General features: G+C 67.1%; 16 protein-coding genes. 11 read left to right on the forward strand and 5 right to left on the reverse strand.

Going from position 1 to position 21,406, the window contains the following annotated elements; genetic code table 11:
* Nucleotides 1-51: 51 nt before the first annotated feature.
* Nucleotides 52-2,232, reverse strand: a complete 2,181-nt coding sequence (locus tag OCH239_RS16560; protein ID WP_037265077.1) for a vWA domain-containing protein — start codon at nt 2,230-2,232, stop codon at nt 52-54.
* Nucleotides 2,233-2,498: 266 nt separating this feature from the next.
* Here OCH239_RS16560 and OCH239_RS16565 point away from each other — a divergent pair, with 266 nt between their 5' ends.
* The 11 genes from OCH239_RS16565 (at nt 2,499) to OCH239_RS16615 (ending at nt 14,429) form a co-directional block, all read left to right on the forward strand.
* Nucleotides 2,499-3,197: a MotA/TolQ/ExbB proton channel family protein gene (locus tag OCH239_RS16565; protein ID WP_051489547.1), complete on the forward strand. Its 699-nt coding sequence runs from the start codon at nt 2,499-2,501 to the stop codon at nt 3,195-3,197.
* A 7-nt stretch (nt 3,198-3,204) separates the two neighbouring features.
* Nucleotides 3,205-3,591 carry an ExbD/TolR family protein gene (locus tag OCH239_RS16570; protein WP_037265080.1) on the forward strand — a complete coding sequence of 129 codons (387 nt, stop codon included), beginning with the start codon at nt 3,205-3,207 and terminating at the stop codon, nt 3,589-3,591.
* Entirely contained in the window at nt 3,588-3,998 is a 411-nt protein-coding gene (locus OCH239_RS16575; protein WP_037265082.1) for an ExbD/TolR family protein, read from the forward strand. Before OCH239_RS16570 ends, OCH239_RS16575 begins: the two co-directional genes overlap by 4 nt.
* Nucleotides 3,995-4,933 (forward strand): TonB family protein, encoded by a 939-nt coding sequence (locus OCH239_RS16580; protein WP_037265085.1) that lies wholly within the window; start codon nt 3,995-3,997, stop codon nt 4,931-4,933. The genes OCH239_RS16575 and OCH239_RS16580 overlap by 4 nt, the downstream gene beginning before the upstream one ends.
* Before the next feature lie 14 nt (nt 4,934-4,947).
* Nucleotides 4,948-5,985, forward strand: coding sequence for a siderophore-interacting protein (locus OCH239_RS21770; RefSeq protein WP_051489548.1), 1,038 nt, complete (start codon nt 4,948-4,950; stop codon nt 5,983-5,985).
* Nucleotides 5,986-6,069: 84 nt separating this feature from the next.
* Nucleotides 6,070-8,157, forward strand: a complete 2,088-nt coding sequence (locus OCH239_RS16590) for a TonB-dependent siderophore receptor (RefSeq protein ID WP_157577917.1) — start codon at nt 6,070-6,072, stop codon at nt 8,155-8,157.
* Nucleotides 8,157-8,918: an ABC transporter ATP-binding protein gene (locus tag OCH239_RS16595; RefSeq protein WP_037265088.1), complete on the forward strand. Its 762-nt coding sequence runs from the start codon at nt 8,157-8,159 to the stop codon at nt 8,916-8,918. Before OCH239_RS16590 ends, OCH239_RS16595 begins: the two co-directional genes overlap by 1 nt.
* A gap of 25 nt (nt 8,919-8,943) precedes the next feature.
* On the forward strand, nt 8,944-9,816 hold the full coding sequence (locus tag OCH239_RS16600; protein ID WP_037265090.1) for an iron-siderophore ABC transporter substrate-binding protein: 873 nt from the start codon (nt 8,944-8,946) through the stop codon (nt 9,814-9,816).
* Nucleotides 9,813-10,709 (forward strand): iron-siderophore ABC transporter substrate-binding protein, encoded by an 897-nt coding sequence (locus OCH239_RS16605; RefSeq protein ID WP_051489549.1) that lies wholly within the window; start codon nt 9,813-9,815, stop codon nt 10,707-10,709. The genes OCH239_RS16600 and OCH239_RS16605 overlap by 4 nt, the downstream gene beginning before the upstream one ends.
* Nucleotides 10,706-12,694 carry a Fe(3+)-hydroxamate ABC transporter permease FhuB gene (gene fhuB, locus OCH239_RS16610; protein WP_037265093.1) on the forward strand — a complete coding sequence of 663 codons (1,989 nt, stop codon included), beginning with the start codon at nt 10,706-10,708 and terminating at the stop codon, nt 12,692-12,694. The genes OCH239_RS16605 and fhuB overlap by 4 nt, the downstream gene beginning before the upstream one ends.
* A 340-nt stretch (nt 12,695-13,034) precedes the next feature.
* Nucleotides 13,035-14,429, forward strand: a complete 1,395-nt coding sequence (locus tag OCH239_RS16615; protein WP_244430376.1) for a fused MFS/spermidine synthase — start codon at nt 13,035-13,037, stop codon at nt 14,427-14,429.
* Nucleotides 14,430-14,459: 30 nt separating this feature from the next.
* Here the strand turns inward: OCH239_RS16615 and OCH239_RS16620 are convergent, their stop codons facing one another.
* The 4 genes from OCH239_RS16620 to OCH239_RS16635 form a co-directional block, all read right to left on the reverse strand.
* Entirely contained in the window at nt 14,460-16,475 is a 2,016-nt protein-coding gene (locus tag OCH239_RS16620; protein ID WP_051489550.1) for a CocE/NonD family hydrolase, read from the reverse strand.
* Nucleotides 16,476-16,550: 75 nt separating this feature from the next.
* On the reverse strand, nt 16,551-17,849 hold the full coding sequence (locus OCH239_RS16625; protein WP_037265096.1) for an ATP-grasp domain-containing protein: 1,299 nt from the start codon (nt 17,847-17,849) through the stop codon (nt 16,551-16,553).
* 66 nt (nt 17,850-17,915) lie between these two features.
* Nucleotides 17,916-20,582 carry a cyanophycin synthetase gene (gene cphA / locus OCH239_RS16630; RefSeq protein WP_341871952.1) on the reverse strand — a complete coding sequence of 889 codons (2,667 nt, stop codon included), beginning with the start codon at nt 20,580-20,582 and terminating at the stop codon, nt 17,916-17,918.
* The gene (locus tag OCH239_RS16635; RefSeq protein ID WP_244430377.1) at nt 20,551-21,405 is read right to left on the reverse strand and encodes a cyanophycinase; all 855 of its coding nucleotides are present in this window, start codon (nt 21,403-21,405) and stop codon (nt 20,551-20,553) included. The genes cphA and OCH239_RS16635 overlap by 32 nt, the downstream gene beginning before the upstream one ends.
* Nucleotide 21,406: the final 1 nt, after the last annotated feature.

Here is a 21,406-nt window from a genome sequence, read left to right on the forward strand (position 1 = left end):
TCTTCCACGAGGGGCGGTCGCTCTACTGGCGGTAGGGCGGCCGCGACGCGGTCACTCGGTCACGGAGATCGGGTGCCGCGCCAGAACGGTTCCGTCGCGCCCGAGATGGTAGCGCAACTCGTAGTCGCCGGGCTGATCGGGCGCGACGAGCAGCGAGGGGCTGTCGTCGCTCGTATAGACCGACGCCAGAACCTCTCCGTCTTCGGATCCGGCCGGCGCAAGGGCCACGTAGTCGCGGCGGTAATCCGGCCCCTCCCACGAGAACGCGATATTGCCCCCGACCGGCGCGCTTTCGGGGCCAGTGATCGACGCGTCGACGGGTTCGAGAGTGATCGCGCGCCGCGCCAGCACCGTCTCGCCGACGCTCGCTGCGACATACCGGATTTCGTACTCGCCCGGGGCCGAGGGCATGTCGAGGATCAGCGGATTGCCGTCCCGTGCATAGCGGAAACCGGCATAGCCGGGATCATCCACCTGCGCGATCGTCAGGAAATCCTTGGGATAGGCGGGCCCTTCCCATGTCACCACGACCGGCGCGCCGGCGCGCGCGGTCTCCGGCGCTTGCAGCGAGGCGCTCACGTCCACCACCTCGAGCGGTTGCGCCGCCAGCACCGTGTCGTCCTGGTTCAGGACATAGCGCAACTCGTATTCGCCCGGTTCGAGCGGCGCCGTCACGGTCAGCGGGCCGCCCTCGCGCGTGTAGGTGTAGGTTTCGTAATCGCCGCTGCCCGGCTCCGCGATCGAGATGTAGTCGTTCTCGTAATCCGGCCCGTCCCAGTCGACCTCGAGCTCCGCCCCTGCCTTCGCCCTGGCTTCGGCATAGAGCTTGGCCTCGACCGGAAGAACCTCGATATCGAGGGTCTCGAGCACGGTGGCATCCAGGGCCATAACGTAGCGCACCTGGTAGCTCCCCGGCTCGGGCGGCATCAGCAGGCGCAGCGGGCTTCCCTCGCGTGTATAGGTGTAGTTGACGTGCCCGTCATCTCCGGGTCGCGAGACGGAAATATAGTCGCCGTCGTATCCGGGGCCGAGCCAGACCAGCGGCACCGACGCTCCCATGTCCACTTCGGTGTCGATTTCGAGTTCGACCTCGACCTCCGTGGCGGTGATCGGTCTCGTGGCAAGTACCGCGTCGTCGCTCGAGCGAATGTAGCGCAACTCGTATGTGCCGGGTGTCGCCGGCATGCGCAGGGACAGAGGACTGCCGTCCCGGACGTAGGTGTAGGTCTCGTATCCCGTCGCGTCCGGCCGCGCCACGGAGACATAATCGGTCTCCTTGCCCGGCCCGGCCCATTCGATCTCGACAGTCACACCGATGGGGGCGCTGCCTGGTCCGTCGAGGGTCGCTCCGGGTGCGGGATCGGGCAGGCGGACGGTCACGATCTGCGCTTGATCGGAGACGGTGAACGTCGTCGCTGTGCCCTCTTCGCTGCCGGGGCGTGTCACGGTGACCTCATAATCCCCGGGCCCGAGCGGCATGGTCATGGTCGTGGCCGCGTCCGGCTCCGACACCGGTGTTCCCTCCCGCCGGATCTTCCAGAGGAGGGGCTCGGTGATCTCGGATCCGTCGCGGCCTTGAATGGCGCGGAACGTGATGTCGCTCAGCGCCATCTCCGCCCCCGAGGTGAGCGCAGAGAGGGCGTCCGCGAGGCCCGGCGCGTCGGCGGCCGCGTGGAAGGCGCCGCCGGTCGCCTCGGCCATACATTGCATCTGCGCAGAGGCTTCCGCGTCCGCCACGTCGAGGGCGATCACATGTGCGGTGAAGTCCGCTCCCGTCTCTTCCAGCGCCAGCGCGGCGGCGCATGGATCGGGAGCGCAGGTCTCGATTCCGTCCGAGACGAGGATCACCGTCGCCGGCTCCTCCGTGTAGCGCATCTCCTCGGCGGCGATCCGGAGCGCATCGCTCATCGGTGTCGATCCCGTGGGCCGGAGGGCGGCCAGCGCCTCGCGGATATCGGTTCCGGTGTCTTCGCCGGGCGCAACCAGCACCTCGATATCGGCGCAGTCCCCCCGTTCCCGGTGCCCATACGCGGCGAGGCCGGGCAGGCGATCCTCGGGCCAGGCGTCGAGCCATTCGCCCAGGACACCCTGCGCAATGGTGATCTTGGCCGTTCCCTCGATCTGCCCCCACATCGATCCCGACGCATCGAGGACGAGGACCGTCTGCTCCTGGGCGGAGCCGGCGGTGGCAGCAAGGCCAACAGCGAAGGCGGCGAAGAGGGGGCGATGCATCGGAGGGCTCCATCGACGGGTCCATGCGAGATTACATTGCCGGAGCCCCGTGCCAACCCGTTGCGGTATATGGGGGAGCTTGAGCCGTTCTTCGGTCGGACGGATGGTCTGCCCCCGGCAGTTGACAATTCTGACGCAAACAGTCAGTTAAATCGCACCCAGCTATCCGGAAACGGTCGCACGGTACCAAAATCTGTCACACGAACCCGCGGATCCACCTGCTGTCCGCATGGCAGGCGGGCGCGGTCGATCCGAGGTCATGTGCTGTGTCCGACATTCTCGCCGCCCTTCCTACGTTTTTCTCTGACGCGCCCGCCCGGCTCGAGTTGCTCCTGCAGGGTGGCCCGGTCATCCTGTTGATCGCCGCGCTGTCGGTCCTGACGGTCGCTCTCATCCTGTGGAAGATCTGGCGGCTCGCGCTCATCGGGGCCTGGACCGGCGGTCGCCGCGCCGAGCGGGCGGTGCGTCTTTGGGAGAGCGGAGATGCCGCAGCGGCCGAACGTCTTCTGGTCGGCCGCCGCACCTGTCGTGCCGAAGTCGTTCTCACCGCGATGCGGAGCCTGAGGGACCCGGCGCTCAGCGCCGAGGCGGCGGAGGCCGAGACGGTGCGGGTCGCCAAGGGCGTTCTCGCGCGCCTCCGCAGCGGCCTGCGGCCTCTCGAACTCATCGCCACGGTCGCGCCGCTGCTGGGTCTGCTCGGCACCGTCCTGGGGATGATCGCCGCCTTCCAGGCCTTGCAGGAGGCCGGTAGCCGCGCAGATCCGGCGACGCTCGCGGGGGGCATCTGGGAAGCATTGCTGACGACCGCTGCCGGCATGGCGGTCGCGATCCCCGCCTCCGCCGCGCTGACATGGTTCGAAGCCGTGGCCGATCGCCTGCGCCACGAGATGGAGGATCTTGCGACCCGGCTGCGCATCCGCGCTCCGGAGGCCGCGTCGGCACCGCTGCGTCACGCGGCGGAGTGATCCTCCGATGAATCTCGGAGACCCGCCGCCCCGCCGCCGCCCGTCGCTCACTCCGATGATCGACGTGGTCTTTCTGCTCCTCGTCTTCTTCATGCTCTCCTCGCGGTTCGGCGTGGATCTGCAAGTGCCGCTGAACGTCGCCGGCAGTGCGTCGGGAGCCTATTCGGGTCCGCCGCGCCTCGTCGACATCTCTCCGGGGAGCGTTCGGCTCAACGGCACGGAAATGCCGATCGCGGAGCTCCCGGCCGCACTCGAGGACCTTGTCGAAAGCCGCGAGGACACGATTGTCCTTCGCGCCCGCGACGGCTCGGAGCTGCAGCGCGTGGTGTCGGTGATGGAAACCCTGGGACAATCCGGCTTCGGCAAGCTCGTTCTGGTGGAGAATGGGTCATGAGGATCGACGATGCGCCCCGCCGCCGGCCGCAGGAGAACCTCGTGCCCATGATCAACGTGGTGTTCCTGCTTCTCATCTTCTTCCTGATGACGGCGCAGATCGCCCCGCCGCAGCCCTTCGAGGTCGAACCTCCCGACGTGGCCGAAGCCGAAGACGCCGACGGGACCTTGACGGTCTACCTCTCGGCGGACGGGCAGATCGGCTTCCGCGACGTGATGGGAGACGCCGCGCTTGCATCGCTCGAAGATGCAAAGACCGAAGAATGTGGCGGTCCCTGCGGCGAGGGGGGACCCGTCCTCATGCTGCGCGCCGACCGCGCCGCGCCGGCCGAGGATCTTGCCGCGTTGATGCCTCGGCTCGGGCAAGCCGGCTTCTCGCGGGTGGAACTGGTGACGGCACGGCAATGAGACGTGCAGCGGAAGCCATAGCCTTCGTCGCGCTCGCCCTCGGGGCACATGCGGCGGTGCTCGCTCTTGCCGCCGAGGGCGAGAGCGGCATCACGGCCGCGGGGCAGGGCGGCGAGGCGCAGATGTCGCTGGAGGCGTCGAATGCGCAAGTCGCCGAGATGGTCGAGCGCTGGGAGACGCCGCCAGAGACGGTCGAGGCGCCTCAGATGGCGGCGATGACCCCGCCCGAGGCGCCTGCCGCTCCGGAGCCGTCGACGCCGTCTGCCCAGACGGCCCCTTCCGTCCCCTCGACACCTCAGGCGCCGCAGGGACTAGCTCTTCCGGAAACCGAGGCTGCGCCCGAGATCGACCGCGAGACAAACGCGCCGCCTCCGCCGCCGGAACCGGAGCCGAACGTTGACCCCGACAGCGCGGCACCACTTCGCAGCGGCGAACGGCCACAGGTGAGGCCCGAGAATTTGCGCCCCCCGGAGCCTGAGCCGCAGCCCGAGCCTCAGCCGCAACGGCGCGCGGAGCCGGAGCCCGAGCGGGCGCCGCAGCAAGCGCCGTCCGAGACGACCAGCCAGCGCCAGCGCGCCTCCGGCTCGGGCGGCAGCAGCAACGCCGGGGCGTCCGAGCGGAGTCAGACCTCGACGATCAGCGCGGGACAGCGGCAGAACCTTGCCCGGCAATACGGTGCCCAGATCCGCGCGACGCTGGAAAGGCGCAAGCGCTACCCCAACGCCGCCCGCGGCGCCTCGGGAACGGTGACCGTGCGCATCGTCGTCGGCCGGTCCGGGCAGCTCCTCGGCGCATCCATCGTGTCGTCTTCGGGCAATGCCGCGCTCGATCAGGCGGCGGTGCGGGCGGTGCGTGGCGCCAGATTCCCGGCGGCGCCGTCGCAGCTTCGCGACAGCCAGTATTCCTACACGCTTCCGATGAATTTCTCCAGTTGAAGGGGGTCGTTCCCATGTCGAGGCATACCAGCGCAGCGCTTTTCCGCGACGCCGACCCGATCGGCCTTCTCGACGCCGTCGCCGCGGATCTCGAAGCGCAGGACGTGATCTTCGCGCGGGACGGGGACGCGATCGATTGCGACACCGGGGTCGGGCGGCTTCATCTGCAATCCGAAGGCGGAGCGCTGCGGATAGAGGTGCACGCCGACAACGCATCCAATCTGCACATGCTCTGCGAAGGGGTCTCCGCGCGGCTCGACAGGTTGCGTCACGACAGCGTGGCGCTTGACTGGCAGGGCGGGGATCTTCGGACCGGTGGGCTGCCGCCGAACGTGCGGACCGGGCAGGTGATCGCGCGGTCGCGTATCGGCACGAAGTTCGTCCGGCTGAGAGTGTCGGCGGACGATCTGTCGGATTTCGCGCTGTCGGGCCTGCACATCCGGCTCCTGATCCCCATCGGCGGAAGGGCGCCGGTCTGGCCTTATCTCACCGCCAAGGGACGGACGGTCTGGCCCGGCGAAGGGGACGGCATGCACATGCCCGCCTACACGATCCGGGCCATCGATCCCGAGGAGGGCTGGCTCGACGTGGACGTCTTCCTTCATGGCAACGGATCGACCTGCCGCTGGGCCGAAGAGGTCGGGATCGGCGCCGAGGTGGGGATCAGCGGCCCGGGCGGAGGCTGGATGCCACCCGGACGGTCCTGGCTCCTCGCCGGAGACGAGACCGCCTTGCCCGCCATCGCGCGGATACTCGAGGCGGCGTCGGACGATGTGTCCGCGGAGGTGCTGGTCATGGTCGACGGCCCGCAGGACGTGCTGCCTCTGGCTGCGCCGGCGGGGGCCCGGATCACGTGGCTCTATCGCGACCGCGGCGACGATCTCGTGGCTGAGGTGAAGGCTGCGCCACTGCCTGCGGGCCCCGGTCGGCACATCTGGTTCGCCGCCGAAAAATCCCTCGCTGCCAATGTACGCAGTTGGTTGCGCGGCAGCGCGGGCGTCGACCGGAAGGATTGCTACATTGCCGCCTATTGGGTGGACGGCAAATCTTGACTCTTTAAATCGGATTATCCTATCCGGAACTCGTCCCAGCTATCCGCCAGGCAATATCAGAATAAAACACGTAGGAGACGGGACATGCCAAGCATGCGCTCGAGCCTGTCGGTCTGTGCGCTCATTGTGGCGGCTCCGGCGCTGGCTCAGGACATCGCGCTCGATGCCATCACGGTCGAGGATCAGAGCGGCGGCGGACTTTATGGCGAAACCCAATCGCTCGACACCGGCGGCATCACGCGCTTCGAGGCGCCGATCGCCGAAACCCCGCGCTCGGTCAACGTGGTCACGGCCCAGCAGATGCTCGAGCGGGGCGCGACGGATATCGAGGATGCGCTCAGCTACTCGACCGGGGTCAATGCGGGCCAATGGGGGCACGATGCGCGCTCGGACTGGTACAATATCCGCGGCTTCAATCCGACCACGTTCCACGACGGACTGCTGTCGCGCTACGGCTATTACAATGACGTGAAGCCCGAGCCCTTCCTGCTGGAAAGCGTCGAGGTTCTGCGCGGTCCCGCATCGGGACAATACGGCAACGGCGAGGTGGGCGGTGTCGTCAACACCACGTCCAAGACCGCGGCGACGGAGAGCCCCGACATCGCGCAGCTGTCCTTCGGCAGCAATGCGCGGCGGCAGGTCGGCGCCGATTTTGGCGGCAATTTTACCGAGGACGACACGCTCAGCTGGCGCCTCGCGGGGCTCTATCGCGAGAGCGAGACCGACGTCGAATATTCTCAGGACGACGCCATCGCCATCGCGCCGTCGCTGACATGGCGGCCGGGCCCCGACACGGAGCTCACGCTGCTCGCCCGCTACCAGAAGAACGATGCGACGCCGGACATCCAGTTCGCCTCGATCTACGGGACGCTCTACGATGCGCCGAACGGCCGCAAGCTCGACAGCGACGTCTTTATCGGCGAGCCGGACAACAACCGTTTCGATGCCGAGCATCGCTCGCTCACCGCGCTCTTCTCTCACCGGTTCAACGACGTGTGGTCGATGGACGTGAACGCCCGCTGGACCGATGCTGAGGCGGATTACCGGCACACCTGGTGGGGATCGGCGGACAGCCCGACGCGCTACAATGCCGACGGCACAATCAACCGGCTCGTCTACAAAGCCGACAACAGCTTCGAGAGCTACAACCTCGATGTCACGGGCAAGGCAGAATACGATCTGGCCGGCTGGGACATGACGACCCTCGTCGGCGCGACCTACACCCAGGCGACCTATGACAGCGACACCGTCTACGGCCAGCAGAACGGTCCGATCGACCCCTTCGATCCCGATTATACCGGCGTGACCTTCCCCGACCCGATCGCCGACACGCCGGCCAACACGATCGAGGAAGCCGGCGCGTACGTGCAGACGCGGGCGACCTGGAACGACCGGCTGCATCTCGACGTCGGGGCGCGGTATTCCTGGATCGAGACGGGCGAGACCTCGGGGACCTTCACGGACGCCACGGTCGACACGACCGACGATGCGGTGACGGCGAACGTGGCGCTGCTCTACCGCTTCGACAACGGGATCGCTCCCTATGCGAGCTACGCCGAAAGCTTCCGGCAGGAGAGCCTCGGGACCGATGCGTCAGGCGAGCCGTTCGATCCGACCCGCGGCGAGCAATACGAGATCGGCGTGAAGTACCAGCCCGAGGGGACCGATACGCTGCTGTCGGCGGCCGTCTTCGACCTGACCAAATCCAACCTGACCAAGCAGGATCCCGACAACCCGGGCTTCCAGACTCAGACGGGCGAGGCGACCTCGCGCGGGATCGAGCTCGAGGCCAAGCGCCGCTTCGGAAACGTCTTCGTCGATGCGGGCTACACCTGGCTCGAGACCGAGAATGTGAGCGGCGACCGCATCGCGCAGGTCCCGTCCGATTTCGGCTCGATCTGGGCCGATTGGCGGCCGCAGGGCAATCTCAACGGGTGGAGCTTCGGGGCCGGCGTGCGACACACTGGCGAAAAGTGGGACGGCAGCGACAGCCAGCGCACGCCGCCGGTCACTCTCTATGATGCGGCTGTCGGCTGGTCGAACGATCGCTTCGACGTGCGTCTCAATGCCCGGAACCTTGCGGACGAGGATTACGTGTCCTTCTGCGACACGGCCACCTGCTATTTCGGCGCGGGCCGGTCCGTCGCGCTCACCGGAACGATGAAGTTCTGATGTTCGAGCTTCGGGACATCTCGAAGCGCCATGGCGGGCGGGAGGTGCTGGGCATCGACCGCCTGTCCCTGGGCGGCGAGGGCGTGACGGCCATCCTCGGTCAGAACGGCTCGGGCAAATCGACGCTGCTGTCCCTGCTCGCCCGCCAGGCGCGGCCGGATACCGGAGAGATCGACCTTTCCGGTGCACCGCTCGCCGGGCCCGGCCAGCGCGCTTTCGCGCGTCAGGTCGCCTATCTGCCGCAGCGGTTGCCGCCGGTGCCGGGCCTGACCGTGCGCGAGCTTGCGGGCCTCGGGCGGTTCGCCTGGCGCGGAGCTTTCGGCCGGTGGACAGTCGAGGATCGCGCCGCGGTGGAGACCGGTCTTGCCGAAACCGGCGCGACGGGCTTTGCGGACACGCTGGCCGACGATCTCTCGGGGGGCGAGCGACAGCGGGCCTGGATCTCCATGCTTCTGGCGCAGGACGCGCCGGTGCTGCTTCTCGACGAGCCGACGGCGGCGCTCGACCTTGCCCATGCCTACGAGGTGATGGCCCTGCTGCGCCGCACCTCGCGGGACGGCGGCCGCAAGGTGATCGTCGTTCTCCACGACGTGAACCTCGCCACGCGCTTCTCGGACCGGATCGTCGCGCTCCGCGGCGGAGAGGTGGCGTTCGACGGCGCCCCCGGAGATTTCCTCGCGCCGGGCACGCTTCGGACGCTCTACGACATCGAGATGGCGCTGGTCGAGGGCCCCTCCGGGCCGGTGGCCGTCGTCGCCTGACCCAATTCCGAAAGGATCCCTCCCCATGCTGCGCATCGCCGCGCTTCTTCTGTGTCTCTCGACATCGGCCATGGCGCGGGACAACCCGCCAGGCCGTGTTGCCGCCCTGAGCTGGGGGCTCGCGGAAACTCTGGTGGCGCTCGGCGTCGACCCTGTGGCGGTGGCGGATGTCGAGGGCTACCGCACCTGGGTCGGAATGCCAGCCCTGCCGGACGGCGTGCGGGACGTCGGCCTCCGGACCGAGCCGAACCTCGAGGCACTCGCGGAGGCGGCGCCGGATCTCATTCTCGCCTCGGACAACCAGGCGGACATCATCCCGGAGCTGAGCGGGATTGCCGAGGTCTGGCACGTCGAGGGGTTCGATGCCGGGCAGGACAACGCCGAGGTCGCGCGCCGGACACTTCTGGACCTCGGTGCGAAGCTCGGTCGCGAAGGCGAGGCGCAGGCGATCCTCGACGATGTCGACGCGCGCTTGGCCGCAGCCGGGGACCGCGTGCGCCGGCATTTCGACGGCAATCCGCCGTCAGTCGTTCCCATCCGCCTTCTGACTCCGACGACGGTCCGCATCCACGGCGCCAACGGCATGGCCCTGGCGGCTCTCGAGGGCATGGGCCTGACGCACCCCGATCCGGGAGAGCCCACGGAGTGGGGTTTCGTGCAGCGTCCGGTCGAGGATCTTGCGGTCTACGAGGAGGCGGCGGTCGTCAACTTCGTGCCGTTTCCGGCAAGCGACGAGCTCTTCGGCACGCAGCTCTGGTCGTTCATGCCATTCGTGCGCCATGGCCGCTTCGCCGAGGCCGGCCCGGTCTGGACCTTCGGAGGGGCCTTGTCGGTCGCCTCGCTTGCCGAAGCCATGGCCGATGCACTCGTGACGATCGATCCGGAGGCCGTAAGATGATCCGCATGCTCGCGCTCGCTTTCGTGCTGCTCGCAAATGCCGCTGGCGCACTCACGATCGAGGACCGCCGAGGCCCACAGGAATTCGCATCGATACCGGAGCGCATCGTGGTTCTCGACTGGGCCCTCGCCGAGCAGGTTCTCGATCTCGGTGTCGTTCCCGTCGGCGCGCCGGAACTCGATCTCTACAGGGACTGGGTCGCGCAGCCCGAGATGCCGGACGGCGTGGAGGATGTCGGCCTGCGCACCGAACCCAATCTCGAACGCATCGCCGCGCTCAATCCCGACGTCATCATCGCTTCCGACGCGCCGCCGGAAGACGTCGCACGCCTCGAGAGGATCGCGCCGGTGGTGGTGTTCGACGCCTGGTCGGCCGATCACGACAACGTCGCCGCGTCCGAAGGGATCTTCCTCGAGATCGCCAGCCTCACGGACCGTACCGAGACGGCCGAGGCCATGATCGACGCCATGGAGGGTGAACTGCAGGAGCTCCGAACGTGGCTCGGCGAGGCCTTCGGCGGCTCGATCCCCGAGACCGCCGTGATCCGGCTCAATGACGGAGCATCGGTCTGGATCTATGGCGCCAATTCGATCCCGGTGGCAGCCCTCGAAGCTCTCGGAATTGAGAACGCCCTGCCGCAGCCGCCCTCCCGCTGGGGAGTGGCGCAGAAGCAGGTCGACGCGCTTGCGGCGGTCGAAAACGGGGCGCTGATCGCGATCCGGCCGCACATGGCCGGGGATGCGCTCTTCGAGACCCCGCTCTGGCGGTTCCTGCCCGCGGTGCAGCAGGGCATGTTCGCCGAGACGGATCCCGTCTGGAGTTACGGCGGTTACATGTCGCTCCTGCGTCACGCCCGGGCGTTCCATGACGCGCTTCTGCCTCTCTCCGAATGACCTGGACACGTCCGATTGCGCCCGTCGCGCTCGCTCTCGCGGTGGCGCTGATGCATCTGTGGCTCGGTGCGACCGTCGATGCTGCTCGCCTCTTCGATCTTCTGACGGGCGCCGCGCCGGAAACCTTCGACGACATCCGGGTCACCCAATCGGTTCTCCCGCGGATCGCCATGGGACTGATCGTCGGGGCGGCGCTCGGCCTTGCGGGCAGCCTCTTCCAGCAGCTCACCGGCAACCGTCTCGCCTCGCCGCTGACGCTCGGAGCCTCCTCCGGAGCCTGGCTCGCCATGGTGATCGCGACCTTCCTCGCCCCGGCATTTGCGGCAAGCAGCCGGGAATGGATTAGTCTCGCCGGCGCAACCGGCGCCTTCGGTCTCGTTGTCGCCATCGCGGGGTTACGCGGTCTGATGGGGCTGAAGGCGGTGCTCGCAGGCATGGCGGTGAACCTGCTCCTCGGTGCCGTCGCGGGCGCCATCGTCCTGATGCAGAGCCCCTATTTCGGCCATCTCTTCGTCTGGGGCGCCGGAGACCTCGGTCAGAGCGGGTGGGGCGCCACGCTATGGGCGGCCCCGCGCCTCGGTCTCGCGGCGGCAGGGGCGTTCTGCTGCGTCCGGATCCTGACCCTTCTGCGCTCAGGCGCGGGCGGGGCGGAAGCGCGAGGCCTGGCACTCACCCCGTGGCTCACGATGATCGCCGCGCTGGCGCTCTTCCTGACCGCGGTGAGCGTCGCGACTGTCGGCATGATCGGCTTCATCGGACTGCTTGCTCCGACCGTGGCCCGGTCCTGCGGTGCGCGGCGCCCGGCAAGCGAGCTTGCCGCCAGCGCCTTCTGCGGCGCCGCGCTCCTATCGGCGGCCGACATGATCGCGGTCGGCGCGAGCGTTACGCTGCGCGACATGGTTCCGACCGGGGCCGCCGCGGCGCTTGCCGGCGCTCCGGCCCTGGTTCTGCTCATGAGACGCCGCCTCGGCGCGGCCGACCATGCCCAACTCGACATGCCGGAAGGGCCGGCAGGGCTGCGCCTCCGTACGCTGACCGGACTTGGCCTTCTGATGGCGGCGGCGCTCCTGCTCGCGATATGCGTGGGGCAGGGCGATGCAGGCTGGCGGCTGGCATGGCCCGAAGGCGTGACATGGTCGTTCCGCTGGCCCCGGATTCTCGGAGCTGCGGGGGCAGGGGGCGCGATGGCCCTGTCCGGCGTGGTTCTCCAACGGGTGATCCGCAACCCGCTGGCGAGCCCCTACATTCTCGGCATGTCGTCCGGCGCGACCTTTGCGCTCGTCCTCACCGCGCTCGTGAGCGGGACTTCCATCTATGCGGCGGGGGCGCCGATTGCGCTTCTGGGGTCGGGGATCGTCCTGGCGATCCTCCTGCTTCTCGTGCGGCGGCACGCCAATGCGCCGATGATCGTGGCGCTCGTGGGGATCTCGCTCGGAGCGCTGCTGGACGCCCTGGTGAAGATCGCACTCGCGGCCGGCACGGCCGACAGTTTTGCGATCCTCGGCTGGCTCGGCGGCTCGACCTACCGCGTCTCCGGAAATGCGGCGCTGACATTGATGATGCTCGCGCTCGTCGCGACGGCCGCGACCTTCGTCGCGCGGCGATGGCTGACCCTGATCGCGAGCGGTGATGCGGTCGCCGCCGCGCGCGGACTGGCGGTGGTGCGCATCCGGACGGCGTGTCTGTGTCTTGCCGCAAGTCTCGCGGCCGGAGTGACCGCGATGATGGGCCCGGTCGCCTTTGTCGGGCTTGTGGCGCCTCACGCCGCCACCATGCTCGGTGCGCGGACCGCGGGCGCGCAGGTCCTCTCCGCCGTATGGCTCGGCGCCGCGTTGATGATCCTGTCCGACTGGCTGGGGCGGACGCTCATCTATCCGATGCAGCTCCCCGCCGGGACGATCGCGGCCTGCGTCGGGGGTACCTACTTCATCCTGCTGCTTGTCCGACAGAGAACGCGGCGCAACGGTCGCATGTCCGGGCTCTGAGCGCACCTTCTTGCCTCGGACGGCGTGCCGCGGAAGATACGCAATCGGCCACGCATGCGACGCCGCATCGCGCGACGTGCCGCGTTCTGGGCACGGCAGAGCCCCGTATCGATCCGATCATGATTTAGATGCGGCTTCCGCCCCGGAGGCTCCTTCGCTCGGCCAGCGCAGGTGATTGGCAGGCCGAACCCGTGGCTTATGCAGGACATGTCGGCGATGTGACCGCAGAAGCCTTTCGTCCGCTGCCTGCTTCACCCATGACTGGATCCCGCACAGCAGCCGAAGGGAGGCAATCATCCGGTTCTCGATTGCGATTTTCCTGATCCTCGTCCTCTCCGCCGTGGGCCTGACCTACGAGATTGCCGCGGGACGGGTGCTCGCGCCGTTCTTCGGAACCTCGCTGCTGACATGGACGGCGGTGATCGCCACGGTCCTCGCAGGCTTCTCGCTTGGCAGCGCGCTCGGCGGGCTCGTGGCGGAGCGCGATCGTTCGGCCGCCATCGGCGCCGTGCGCACAGCACTGATCGCGACCGCGGTACTCATGGCGCTATCACCGACCTTGCTCGGCCTCGTTCACGCCTTCGGCGCGCGCGGCACCGGCGGGATGCTGGTGAGCGTCATCGTGACCTTCTTCCCAGCCTCGGTCTGCGTGACCCTGCCTTCGCCGCTTCTCGCCAAGCTTGCCGTCGAGGCGCGGCCGGGCAGAGAGGGCTCGTCGCTTGGGTTCGTCCTGGCGGCGGGGTCGGTCGGCGCGATCTTCGGCGCGATCCTCGCGGGCTTCGTCAGCCTGCCGCTCATCGGCTCGACCGCGACCTTCGCCGCCTGCGGCATCGCAGCTCTGATGTGCCTGCCATTCATGAAGACCGCCCGGCCGGGCGCCGGACCGCAAGCCGCTGTGGTGATCGCCGCGGCGGCATTCACGGTTTTTGCGGGTGTCGCCGGAGGATCCGCATGCCGTTACGAATCGGGTCTCTCCTGTCTGCATGTGCTGGAGCAGGGTGCGGAAGTTCGCCTCATATCGGACGGCACGACCCAGGCGGCGGAGCGCGTTCCGGCAGAGAGCGCACATTCCGACGAAACCACCGATCTTGCGCTTTCCTACACCCGATGGCTTTGGGCGAGCATGGACCGGGATCTCGGGCCTGACCCTTCGGTGCTCTTCGTCGGTGGAGGGGGCTACACTCTGCCGACGCGACTTCTTGCGTCGCGACCCGAGGCCCGGGCCGTGGCGGTCGAGATCGATCCGCTGGTGACCGAGGTGGTCCGCCGGCACCTGCCGCGCGCCGCGGCTATGATCGAAGAGGAGGGGGGCGACGGAGGCGGGCGTCTCGGACTCGTTCATGCCGATGGCCGCGTCTACATCAACGAGACCACACGCCGCTTCGATGCGGCCGTGATGGACGCGTTTTCGTCCGGATCGGTCCCGGCGCATCTGGTCACGCTCGAGACCTACGAGCGCCTGCGGGCGATCGTCGACGGTCCGGTCTACGTGAACCTGATCGACGCGCCCGACGGCCCTCTGGCTCGTGGGGTCCACGCGATCCTGGACGAGCTCTACCCGCATGTCCGGGTGGTGGCCGGTCCGATCGGAGCAAGCGGCCGCGGCAACGTTCTTCTCGCTGCCTCGAACGAGCGGCTCGATCCTCTGGGGGCAGGGCCCGATAACTACACGCCTGCCGAGATTTCGGAGGCGAGGGCCTTCACCGACGACCGTGGATGGGTCGGCCATCGGTGAGGAAGCGCGGGAGGCCGGCGGAGCTTTCGCTCAGGTCATGACCCGGGGAACCGAGACCGACCAGTCGAGATCGCGAACGAGCTCCTCGCCGGTCCAGGCGCGCAGGCAGGCCTCGATGTGGAAGTGATCGCGGTCCCCGGTCAGGTGCGTTTCCGTTTCGGTGCGCACGGACCAGTCGTCGCGGCTCATCTCATGCACCCAGGTGACACGGCCCGAGGCCGATTGCGGATCCTGGGGCAGGATCGTGTAGATCTCGTGGCCCTCCGCCGAGTGGCGGAACTCCTGCGCCGAGATCACGGCGTCGCCCTCGTGGTCGCGCACCTCGACAGTCATGCGTCCGGTATCACGGTCCTCGGTCACGACCCACTCCGCCCTCGGCGGCGCCTGGACGTCGAGCGCGAGTGGCGGCCCCGCGCGCGGAGCCTCGAAATCCGCGGCCATGTCGACTTGCGCGTCGCGCAGCGGCAGCGACAACGATGAACGAGCTGGGAGCAGGGTTAGGGTCACCCGCTCCGGCGTCGGCCAAGCGATCGGAAAGTAGCTCGTCGAGACGGAGAGCCGGATCCGGTGGCCGGCACGGAAAATCTGCGCGACGTGCTTGAACGGGACCTCGACGGTGTAATCCCGCCCGGGCTCGAGCGCCTCGGGGGTCTCATGGCCGTCGCGATGCGTCAGGTTGAGCAGACCGTAGCTCACGCGCGTCGCAGCGCCGTCGGGTGCGACGTCACTGAGACGAACGGCGACCTGTGCGACCGGCCGATCCACCCGGAACGTCATCGTCAGGGTCGCGTCGCCTGCTATGGCGCGGTCCGCCTCCAGGGGGGCGGTCTCGAAGGTGAGGCTGCCCGCGTCGTCGCGGCGCTGGTCGCCCGGCTGGTCTCCGGGATGGGCGTAGGAACACCATTTGCCACCCTGCAGGCCGACCCAGAGGGGCGAGCATACCGACAGCGCCTCCTCGTCGGGGGCGGTATCCGAGCCGAGGGATCCGTCGGACCCGAGGCGGAACGCGGTGCGGGTGACGTTCGGGGAAGGCCACGATGGCTCGGTGATCCAGTGGCCCTCGCGCATGTCGTAATGGCTGCGGGGCTCGGCGTGATCCTGAAGGAAGAGCCTGAGGGGAGGCTCGTCCATGATCCCTGTCTCCTCGCCCTTCATCCAGTAATCCCACCAGCGCGTCTCTTCGGTCAACCAGTCGATGGCGGGGCCGGGCTCGCCGAGATAGGGATATTTGTGAGCCCAGGGCCCGATGATCCCCTTGGCGGGCCCGCGCAGGTTCTCGACCAGCCGGAATACCGACCGGCAATAGCCGTCGGCCCAGCCGCTGACCGCGTAGACCGGCACTTCGACATCGTCCCAGTTCTCGCAGATCGAGGCGTGCTTCCAGAACTCGTCGCGGGTCTGGTGGTTCATCCACGTCTCGAGCCAGAGGCCCGAACCGTCGAGGCGGGCCTCCCACATCTCGCGCCACCGCTCGCCCACATGTTTCGGATCGGGCGGCAACGTGTTGATGCCGAACATGACCGACGCCCAGGAAAGCTGATCGCCAAGCAGCGTGCCGCCCATGTAGTGGATGTCGTCGGCATATCGGTCGTCGGTCGAGCAGATGGTGACGACCGCCTTCAGGGCCGGAGGACGCAATGCCGCGATCTGCAGGCCGTTGAAGCCGCCCCACGAGATGCCGACGATGCCGACGCCGCCGTCGCACCAGCCCTGGTCCGCGATCCAGGCGATGGCATCGCAGCCGTCCTGCAGCTCGATCTCGGTGTACTCGTCCGTCATCACGCCTTCGGACTCGCCGGTGCCGCGAATGTCGAGCCGCACATAGGCGTAGCCATGACCCGCGAGCCACGGCGCCCGAGCGGCGTCACGCTCGAGCGTCTTGTCGTTCTTGCGGTAGGGGATGTATTCGAGGATCGCCGGCACCGGGCGCGTCTCAGCGTCCTCCGGCATCCAGATCCGGGCGGCAAGCCGGGTGCCGTCGGGCATGGGAATCTCGACGTGCTCGAGTTCGCGCACGTCGCGGGTCAGGTCGGTGTCGACTTTCATGGAACGTCATCCGATGGAGTTCTGGAGGGGCCCGCACGTTATCGACGGGCCCGCGCGCAAAGTCTATGGCCTGCGCTATTCCACGATGTCGGTGAACTCGTAATTGAGCTTCTTCATCACCTGTTCGTAGTTCCACAGAAGCTTCGACTGCTTGCCCGCGCCCATCCAGACCGACGCGATCGCAAAGCTGTAGGCGTCCTGTTCGGGAAGCTCGGAAAGCATCATGCCCTTGCTGACGTACGAGACAATGCGCGTGCCTTCGACCGCTTCGCTGGCCACTTCGATCTCTGCCCGCGACGGGGCCCGGGCCACCCGCGCGTCGCGGAAGAAGACGCGGTAAAAGAATTCAGCGGCCACGTTCTGGGGGCCTTCCCCCCGCGGCATGTCCGGCTTCCGCCCGAGGCCAAGATCGATCGTGACCTGCTGGTGGGAGACTCCGTCGACCATCTCGAAAAGGTCGCAATGCGACTGCGCGATGCGGGTGTTGATCTCGAGAAGCCAGATCTTGTCCTGCACCTCGTCCCAGTAATACTCGATGTTGAAGCCCGCATTATCGTAGCCGATATGGCTCATGATCGTGCGGGTGATCTCCCACATCTTGTCCTGCACCTTGCGCGGAAGCTGCGAGGGATAGAGGTAGTAGAAGAAGCTCAGCACCTGTGGGTAGCGGATCGAATCGACCGTCCCGTAAGGCACCACCTCGCCGTCGTGGACGTAGCCCTCGACGGTGCATTGCCGGCCCCCGATCACCTGCTCGGCCATGCAGTAATGGCCCTCGACCGCCCGGATCTCGTCCGGCAGATCCGCCTGGCTCAGCACGTGGTCGAAGGGTTCGCCGATGGTACGGATCTCGGCGCGCAGCTTTTCGGTCGCGAAATCGAAATCCTCGGGGCTGTCGATCCGGAAACCGAGGCGGGACCCCGACGACTTGATCGGCTTGACGAAGAACGGAAACCGCAGGTCAGCTTCGCCAATCTTCGAGAGTGCGTTGTCGTCGAACGGATCGAAGGCGGTGAACTTCGGGATGTGATCGGGAATCGCCTCGCGCATGACCGCACGCGACCAGTACTTGTGCTCGCATTTCAGCAACGCCTCAAGCGAGACCTGGGGCGTTCCGTATTTCTTGCAGAGGATCGGGAGCATGGTGGAGACGGGGAAGTCGATATATCCGACGATGGCGTCGATGCTGCCGTCGAAGGCGTCGAGGGTGGCCTCGGCCTCGGCCAACATGGCCGGAATGTCGAAATCCTGTGTCTCGGACACCTGTGCCGGCGTCAGGAGCGGGTGAAACGTGACGTTTTCCACCCCGCGCAGGCGCCGCAGGCGCTCGGCGTTGTAATCGTTCAAGCCGACGACGAATACGTTCTTGCTCATCTCACCCCCTGGTTTCGGCGGGGCGCTTGTTTCGCCCCGCTCTGTTTCTGATTGCCTTGGTGCCGGTCAGGTCTTTGCCAGGTCGGCCTGTTCGGGAAAGCTGCGTCCCTTCAGCCGTGCCGTCGTGCCCTCGATGTCATCGACAAGCAGCAGGAGGAAGTCCCCCTGGCGCGCCTCTTCCATCGCGCGCCCGACCGCGTCGGCCTCGCTCATGATGACCTCGACGCGCCCGGTCGAGCCGGCCTCCTGCGCGCCTTCCGAGATGAGCTTGGCGACTTCGCCCTCGGAGCGGCCGCGTGCGTCGGTCTCGTAGACGAAAACCGCGTCGCACATATGGGCAAGCTGGGCGCCAAGACCCTTGAGATCCTCGTCGCGGCGGTTGCCGGGCGCAGTCGCCACCCCGATCTTGCGCCGCGTTCCGAGCCCGGTCACCAGCGGCTCGAGCGCTTTCAGCGCCGGCACGTTGTGGCCGTAATCGATCAGGCACTTCACCCCGTCCGCCTCGAAATAGTTCGTGCGGCCGGGCATCTGCGCCGGCGTCGGATGGAAGGTCAGAAGCCCCGCGCGGATATCGTCGATCTCGATCCCGTGCGCCAGCGCGGCCGCCGCGGCAGCCATGGCGTTCTGCACGTTGAAGGGGGCGTGCCCCTCGAAGGTGATCGGAACGTCGTTCACCTGCGCGATCTCGACCGTCACCTTGCCGCGCAGGAGCACGATCCAGCCGTTCCTGACCGTCAGGACCATGCCAAGTTCACTCAGATGCTCGGTCAGCGCAGGGTTTTCCGGATCCATGGTGAAGTAGATGATCTCGCCACGCGCCCAGTAGGTTCCGTGCTCCATCACCAGCGGATCGTCGGCGTTGAGAACGCAGAAGCCGCCTTCGGACTTGCGCTTGACCGCATCCACCACGACGGTCTTGCAGCGCGCGAGCTCTTCCAGCGTGTGGATGTCGCGCTCTCCGAGATGATCCGACGCGATATTGAGCAGAACGCCCACATCCGCTTCGTCGAAACCGAGACCGCGGCGCATGATGCCGCCGCGGGCGACCTCGAGCACCGCATGTTCGACCGTCGGTTCCCTGAGCACGGCCTGCGCCGCTGCGGGGCCGGAATAGTCGCCGCGCAGGATCACGTTGTTGTCGATTTCGACGGTGCCCGTGCAGCCCATCCCGACAGACCAACCGGCCTGACGGAGGATGTGGGAGGTCAGGCGGGTCGTCGTCGTCTTGCCGTTGGTGCCGGTGATCGCGGTGATCGGGATGCGGCCGTTATCGGTGACGTTCGGGAACAGCATGTCGACGATAGCCTGGCCGACCGGGCGCGGCTTGCCGTGGGTCGGTGCCATGTGCATGCGAAAGCCGGGTCCCGCGTTGACCTCCACGATGCCCGCGGATTGTTCTTCGAGCGGGACGGATACGGTCTCACACAGAAGGTCGATCCCGATGACGTCGAGCCCAATCAGCCGGGCCACGCGTTCCATCATGAACTTAACGGATGGATGCACCTCGTCGGTGAGATCCGTTGCGGTGCCGCCGGTCGAGATGTTCGCGGTCGATTTGAGGAAGGCGATCTCACCCTCTGGAAGAACCGTATCGACCGTCAGGCCCGCCTGTTCGAGCATCCGTTTCGTCTGCTCGTCCACCACGATCTGGGTCAATAGGTTCTCGTGTCCGACGCCGCGTCGGGGATCCTTGTTCTCCTCGTCGATGAGTTGCTGGATCGTGTGGATGCCGTCGCCGGTCACATGGGCCGGTCGGCGGCGGGCCGCGGCGATCAGCTTGCCGCCGACCACCAGCATGCGGTGATCCTCGCCCTTGATGTAGCTCTCGACAATGACACCCGCATAATCGTCACGCGCCCGTGCGACAGCGGCCTCGTAGCCGGACTTCAGGTCTTCCTTGGAGGCGATGTCGGTGGTCACGCCGCGTCCGTGGTTGCCGGAAAGCGGTTTGGTGACGACGGGCCAGCCGATCCATTCGGCAGCAGCCTCGGCCTCTTCCCAGGAATAGCAGGTCTGGCCACGCGGCACCGCGATGCCAGCCTCGCCGAGTATCTGCTTGGTCCAGTCCTTGTCGTCGGCGATTGAGTGCCCGATGATCCCCGACGCGTCCGTCACGGTAGCTTGGAAGCGCCGCTGCTTGATCCCGTGGCCGAGCTGTGTGTAACTCGTGCCTTCGGTCAGGTTGTAGGCGGGTATGCCTCGTGCCTTGGCGGCATTCACGATCGATCCTGTCGAGGGGCCGAGGGCGTTCGCATCACGTACCTTTTTCAGGTGGTCGATATAGGGCTGAAGCTCGACCTCTTGCTCTGTGTAGAGCTTGCGCGCGATATCCACGGCCGCTTCACCGGCGGCGAGGCCGGTGGCCTCATCGCGATAGCGATAGACGACATGGTAGATACCGGTCTCGTAGCTGTCGACCGTCTTTCCGTACCCCACTGTGAACCCGACGAGGTTCTGCAGCTCGATGGCGAGATGCTCGACCATGTGGCCGGCCCACGTGCCATTGCGCACACGCTGCAGAAATCCGCCGGCTTCGCCGACGGAGCATCTGTGGTCGTGTATCGACGGGATCAGCGCCTCGAGCCTTTCGGCTATGCCCGGCACCTTGTCGCTCGAGCGGTCTTCAAGGTCCTCAATGTCCAACCGCATGTAGATGGCTTGATAGCGGCTGTAGTAATTCGGCCCACGCAATGCGCGGTGTTCAAGTATATGCAACCCTTCGCTCCAGGCCAATTGCCTTGAGCTCGTCCGGCCCGAGTACCCTTCGGTCTGCGAGATCGTAACCGTATCCTTGGACGAGCGCGTGCATCTTAACGTTGGAAACCGCGACAGGTTCCCCGTCCGCAAGGTCGAATACGTTCGATTCCCCGATTTCAGAGCTGTCCACGAGGATCACGTGCCCCGGGCCGAAGGCCCGCACGATGTCGCCGTCGAAATGCACCGCGGCATCCTCGCCGAGGCCGACTCCGAGATATTCGGGGTTCGTGGCACCGACTTCCATCAGCCGGCTGAAACGCCCGCGTTCGAGGAAATGCGTGTCGATGATGACACCCTCCACGAAGCCGAAGCCGGCAGACATCTTCACCGCACCTTTGCGCAGGGAATCGTCGGCTGGGCCGCCGTAGACCATGGTTCGTGACTGGCAGGCCGCGCCGGCGCTCGTGCCCGCGATGACCGCGCCTTCCGCGCGGCGCCGACGGATCGCCTCGATCGCCCGCGAGGCACCGAGAACGTTGGTCAGCCGCATCTGGTCGCCGCCCGACAGGAAGATGACGTCCGCGCTGCGGATCATGTCGACATACTTGTCCGACTCGGCATTGCTGCGGTCGCGGATCCGGATGTCCAGGACGTCCTTCGCGCCGATCAGGCTGAAAACCTCCTTGTAGGAGGCGAAGACGTCCTCCGGAATGCTGCTCGCCGTGGTGATCACGCCCACGACGGGCGCCTCCACGTTCGACAGGGACACGACATGGCGAAGGATGCTCGCCTCGGAGGCCTTGTCCTCGGCCCCGCCTATGGCCACCAGCGGGCCCGCGTTTGGAATCTTTGCGCTCATA

The organism is Roseivivax halodurans JCM 10272 (assembly GCF_000521785.1).
In the GTDB taxonomy this organism is placed as follows: Bacteria; Pseudomonadota; Alphaproteobacteria; order Rhodobacterales; family Rhodobacteraceae; genus Roseivivax; species Roseivivax halodurans.

Coding starts and splice junctions, on each gene's coding strand:
- OCH239_RS16595 (WP_037265088.1), top strand. CDS start 8,157: ATGTTCGAGCTTCGGGACATCTCGAAGCGCCATGGCGGGCGGGAGGTG.
- OCH239_RS16560 (WP_037265077.1), bottom strand. CDS start 2,232: ATGCATCGCCCCCTCTTCGCCGCCTTCGCTGTTGGCCTTGCTGCCACC.
- OCH239_RS16600 (WP_037265090.1), top strand. CDS start 8,944: ATGCTGCGCATCGCCGCGCTTCTTCTGTGTCTCTCGACATCGGCCATG.
- OCH239_RS16605 (WP_051489549.1), top strand. CDS start 9,813: ATGATCCGCATGCTCGCGCTCGCTTTCGTGCTGCTCGCAAATGCCGCT.
- OCH239_RS16580 (WP_037265085.1), top strand. CDS start 3,995: ATGAGACGTGCAGCGGAAGCCATAGCCTTCGTCGCGCTCGCCCTCGGG.
- OCH239_RS16590 (WP_157577917.1), top strand. CDS start 6,070: ATGCCAAGCATGCGCTCGAGCCTGTCGGTCTGTGCGCTCATTGTGGCG.
- OCH239_RS16570 (WP_037265080.1), top strand. CDS start 3,205: ATGAATCTCGGAGACCCGCCGCCCCGCCGCCGCCCGTCGCTCACTCCG.
- OCH239_RS16575 (WP_037265082.1), top strand. CDS start 3,588: ATGAGGATCGACGATGCGCCCCGCCGCCGGCCGCAGGAGAACCTCGTG.
- OCH239_RS21770 (WP_051489548.1), top strand. CDS start 4,948: ATGTCGAGGCATACCAGCGCAGCGCTTTTCCGCGACGCCGACCCGATC.
- OCH239_RS16625 (WP_037265096.1), bottom strand. CDS start 17,849: ATGAGCAAGAACGTATTCGTCGTCGGCTTGAACGATTACAACGCCGAG.
- fhuB (WP_037265093.1), top strand. CDS start 10,706: ATGACCTGGACACGTCCGATTGCGCCCGTCGCGCTCGCTCTCGCGGTG.
- OCH239_RS16635 (WP_244430377.1), bottom strand. CDS start 21,405: ATGAGCGCAAAGATTCCAAACGCGGGCCCGCTGGTGGCCATAGGCGGG.
- OCH239_RS16620 (WP_051489550.1), bottom strand. CDS start 16,475: ATGAAAGTCGACACCGACCTGACCCGCGACGTGCGCGAACTCGAGCAC.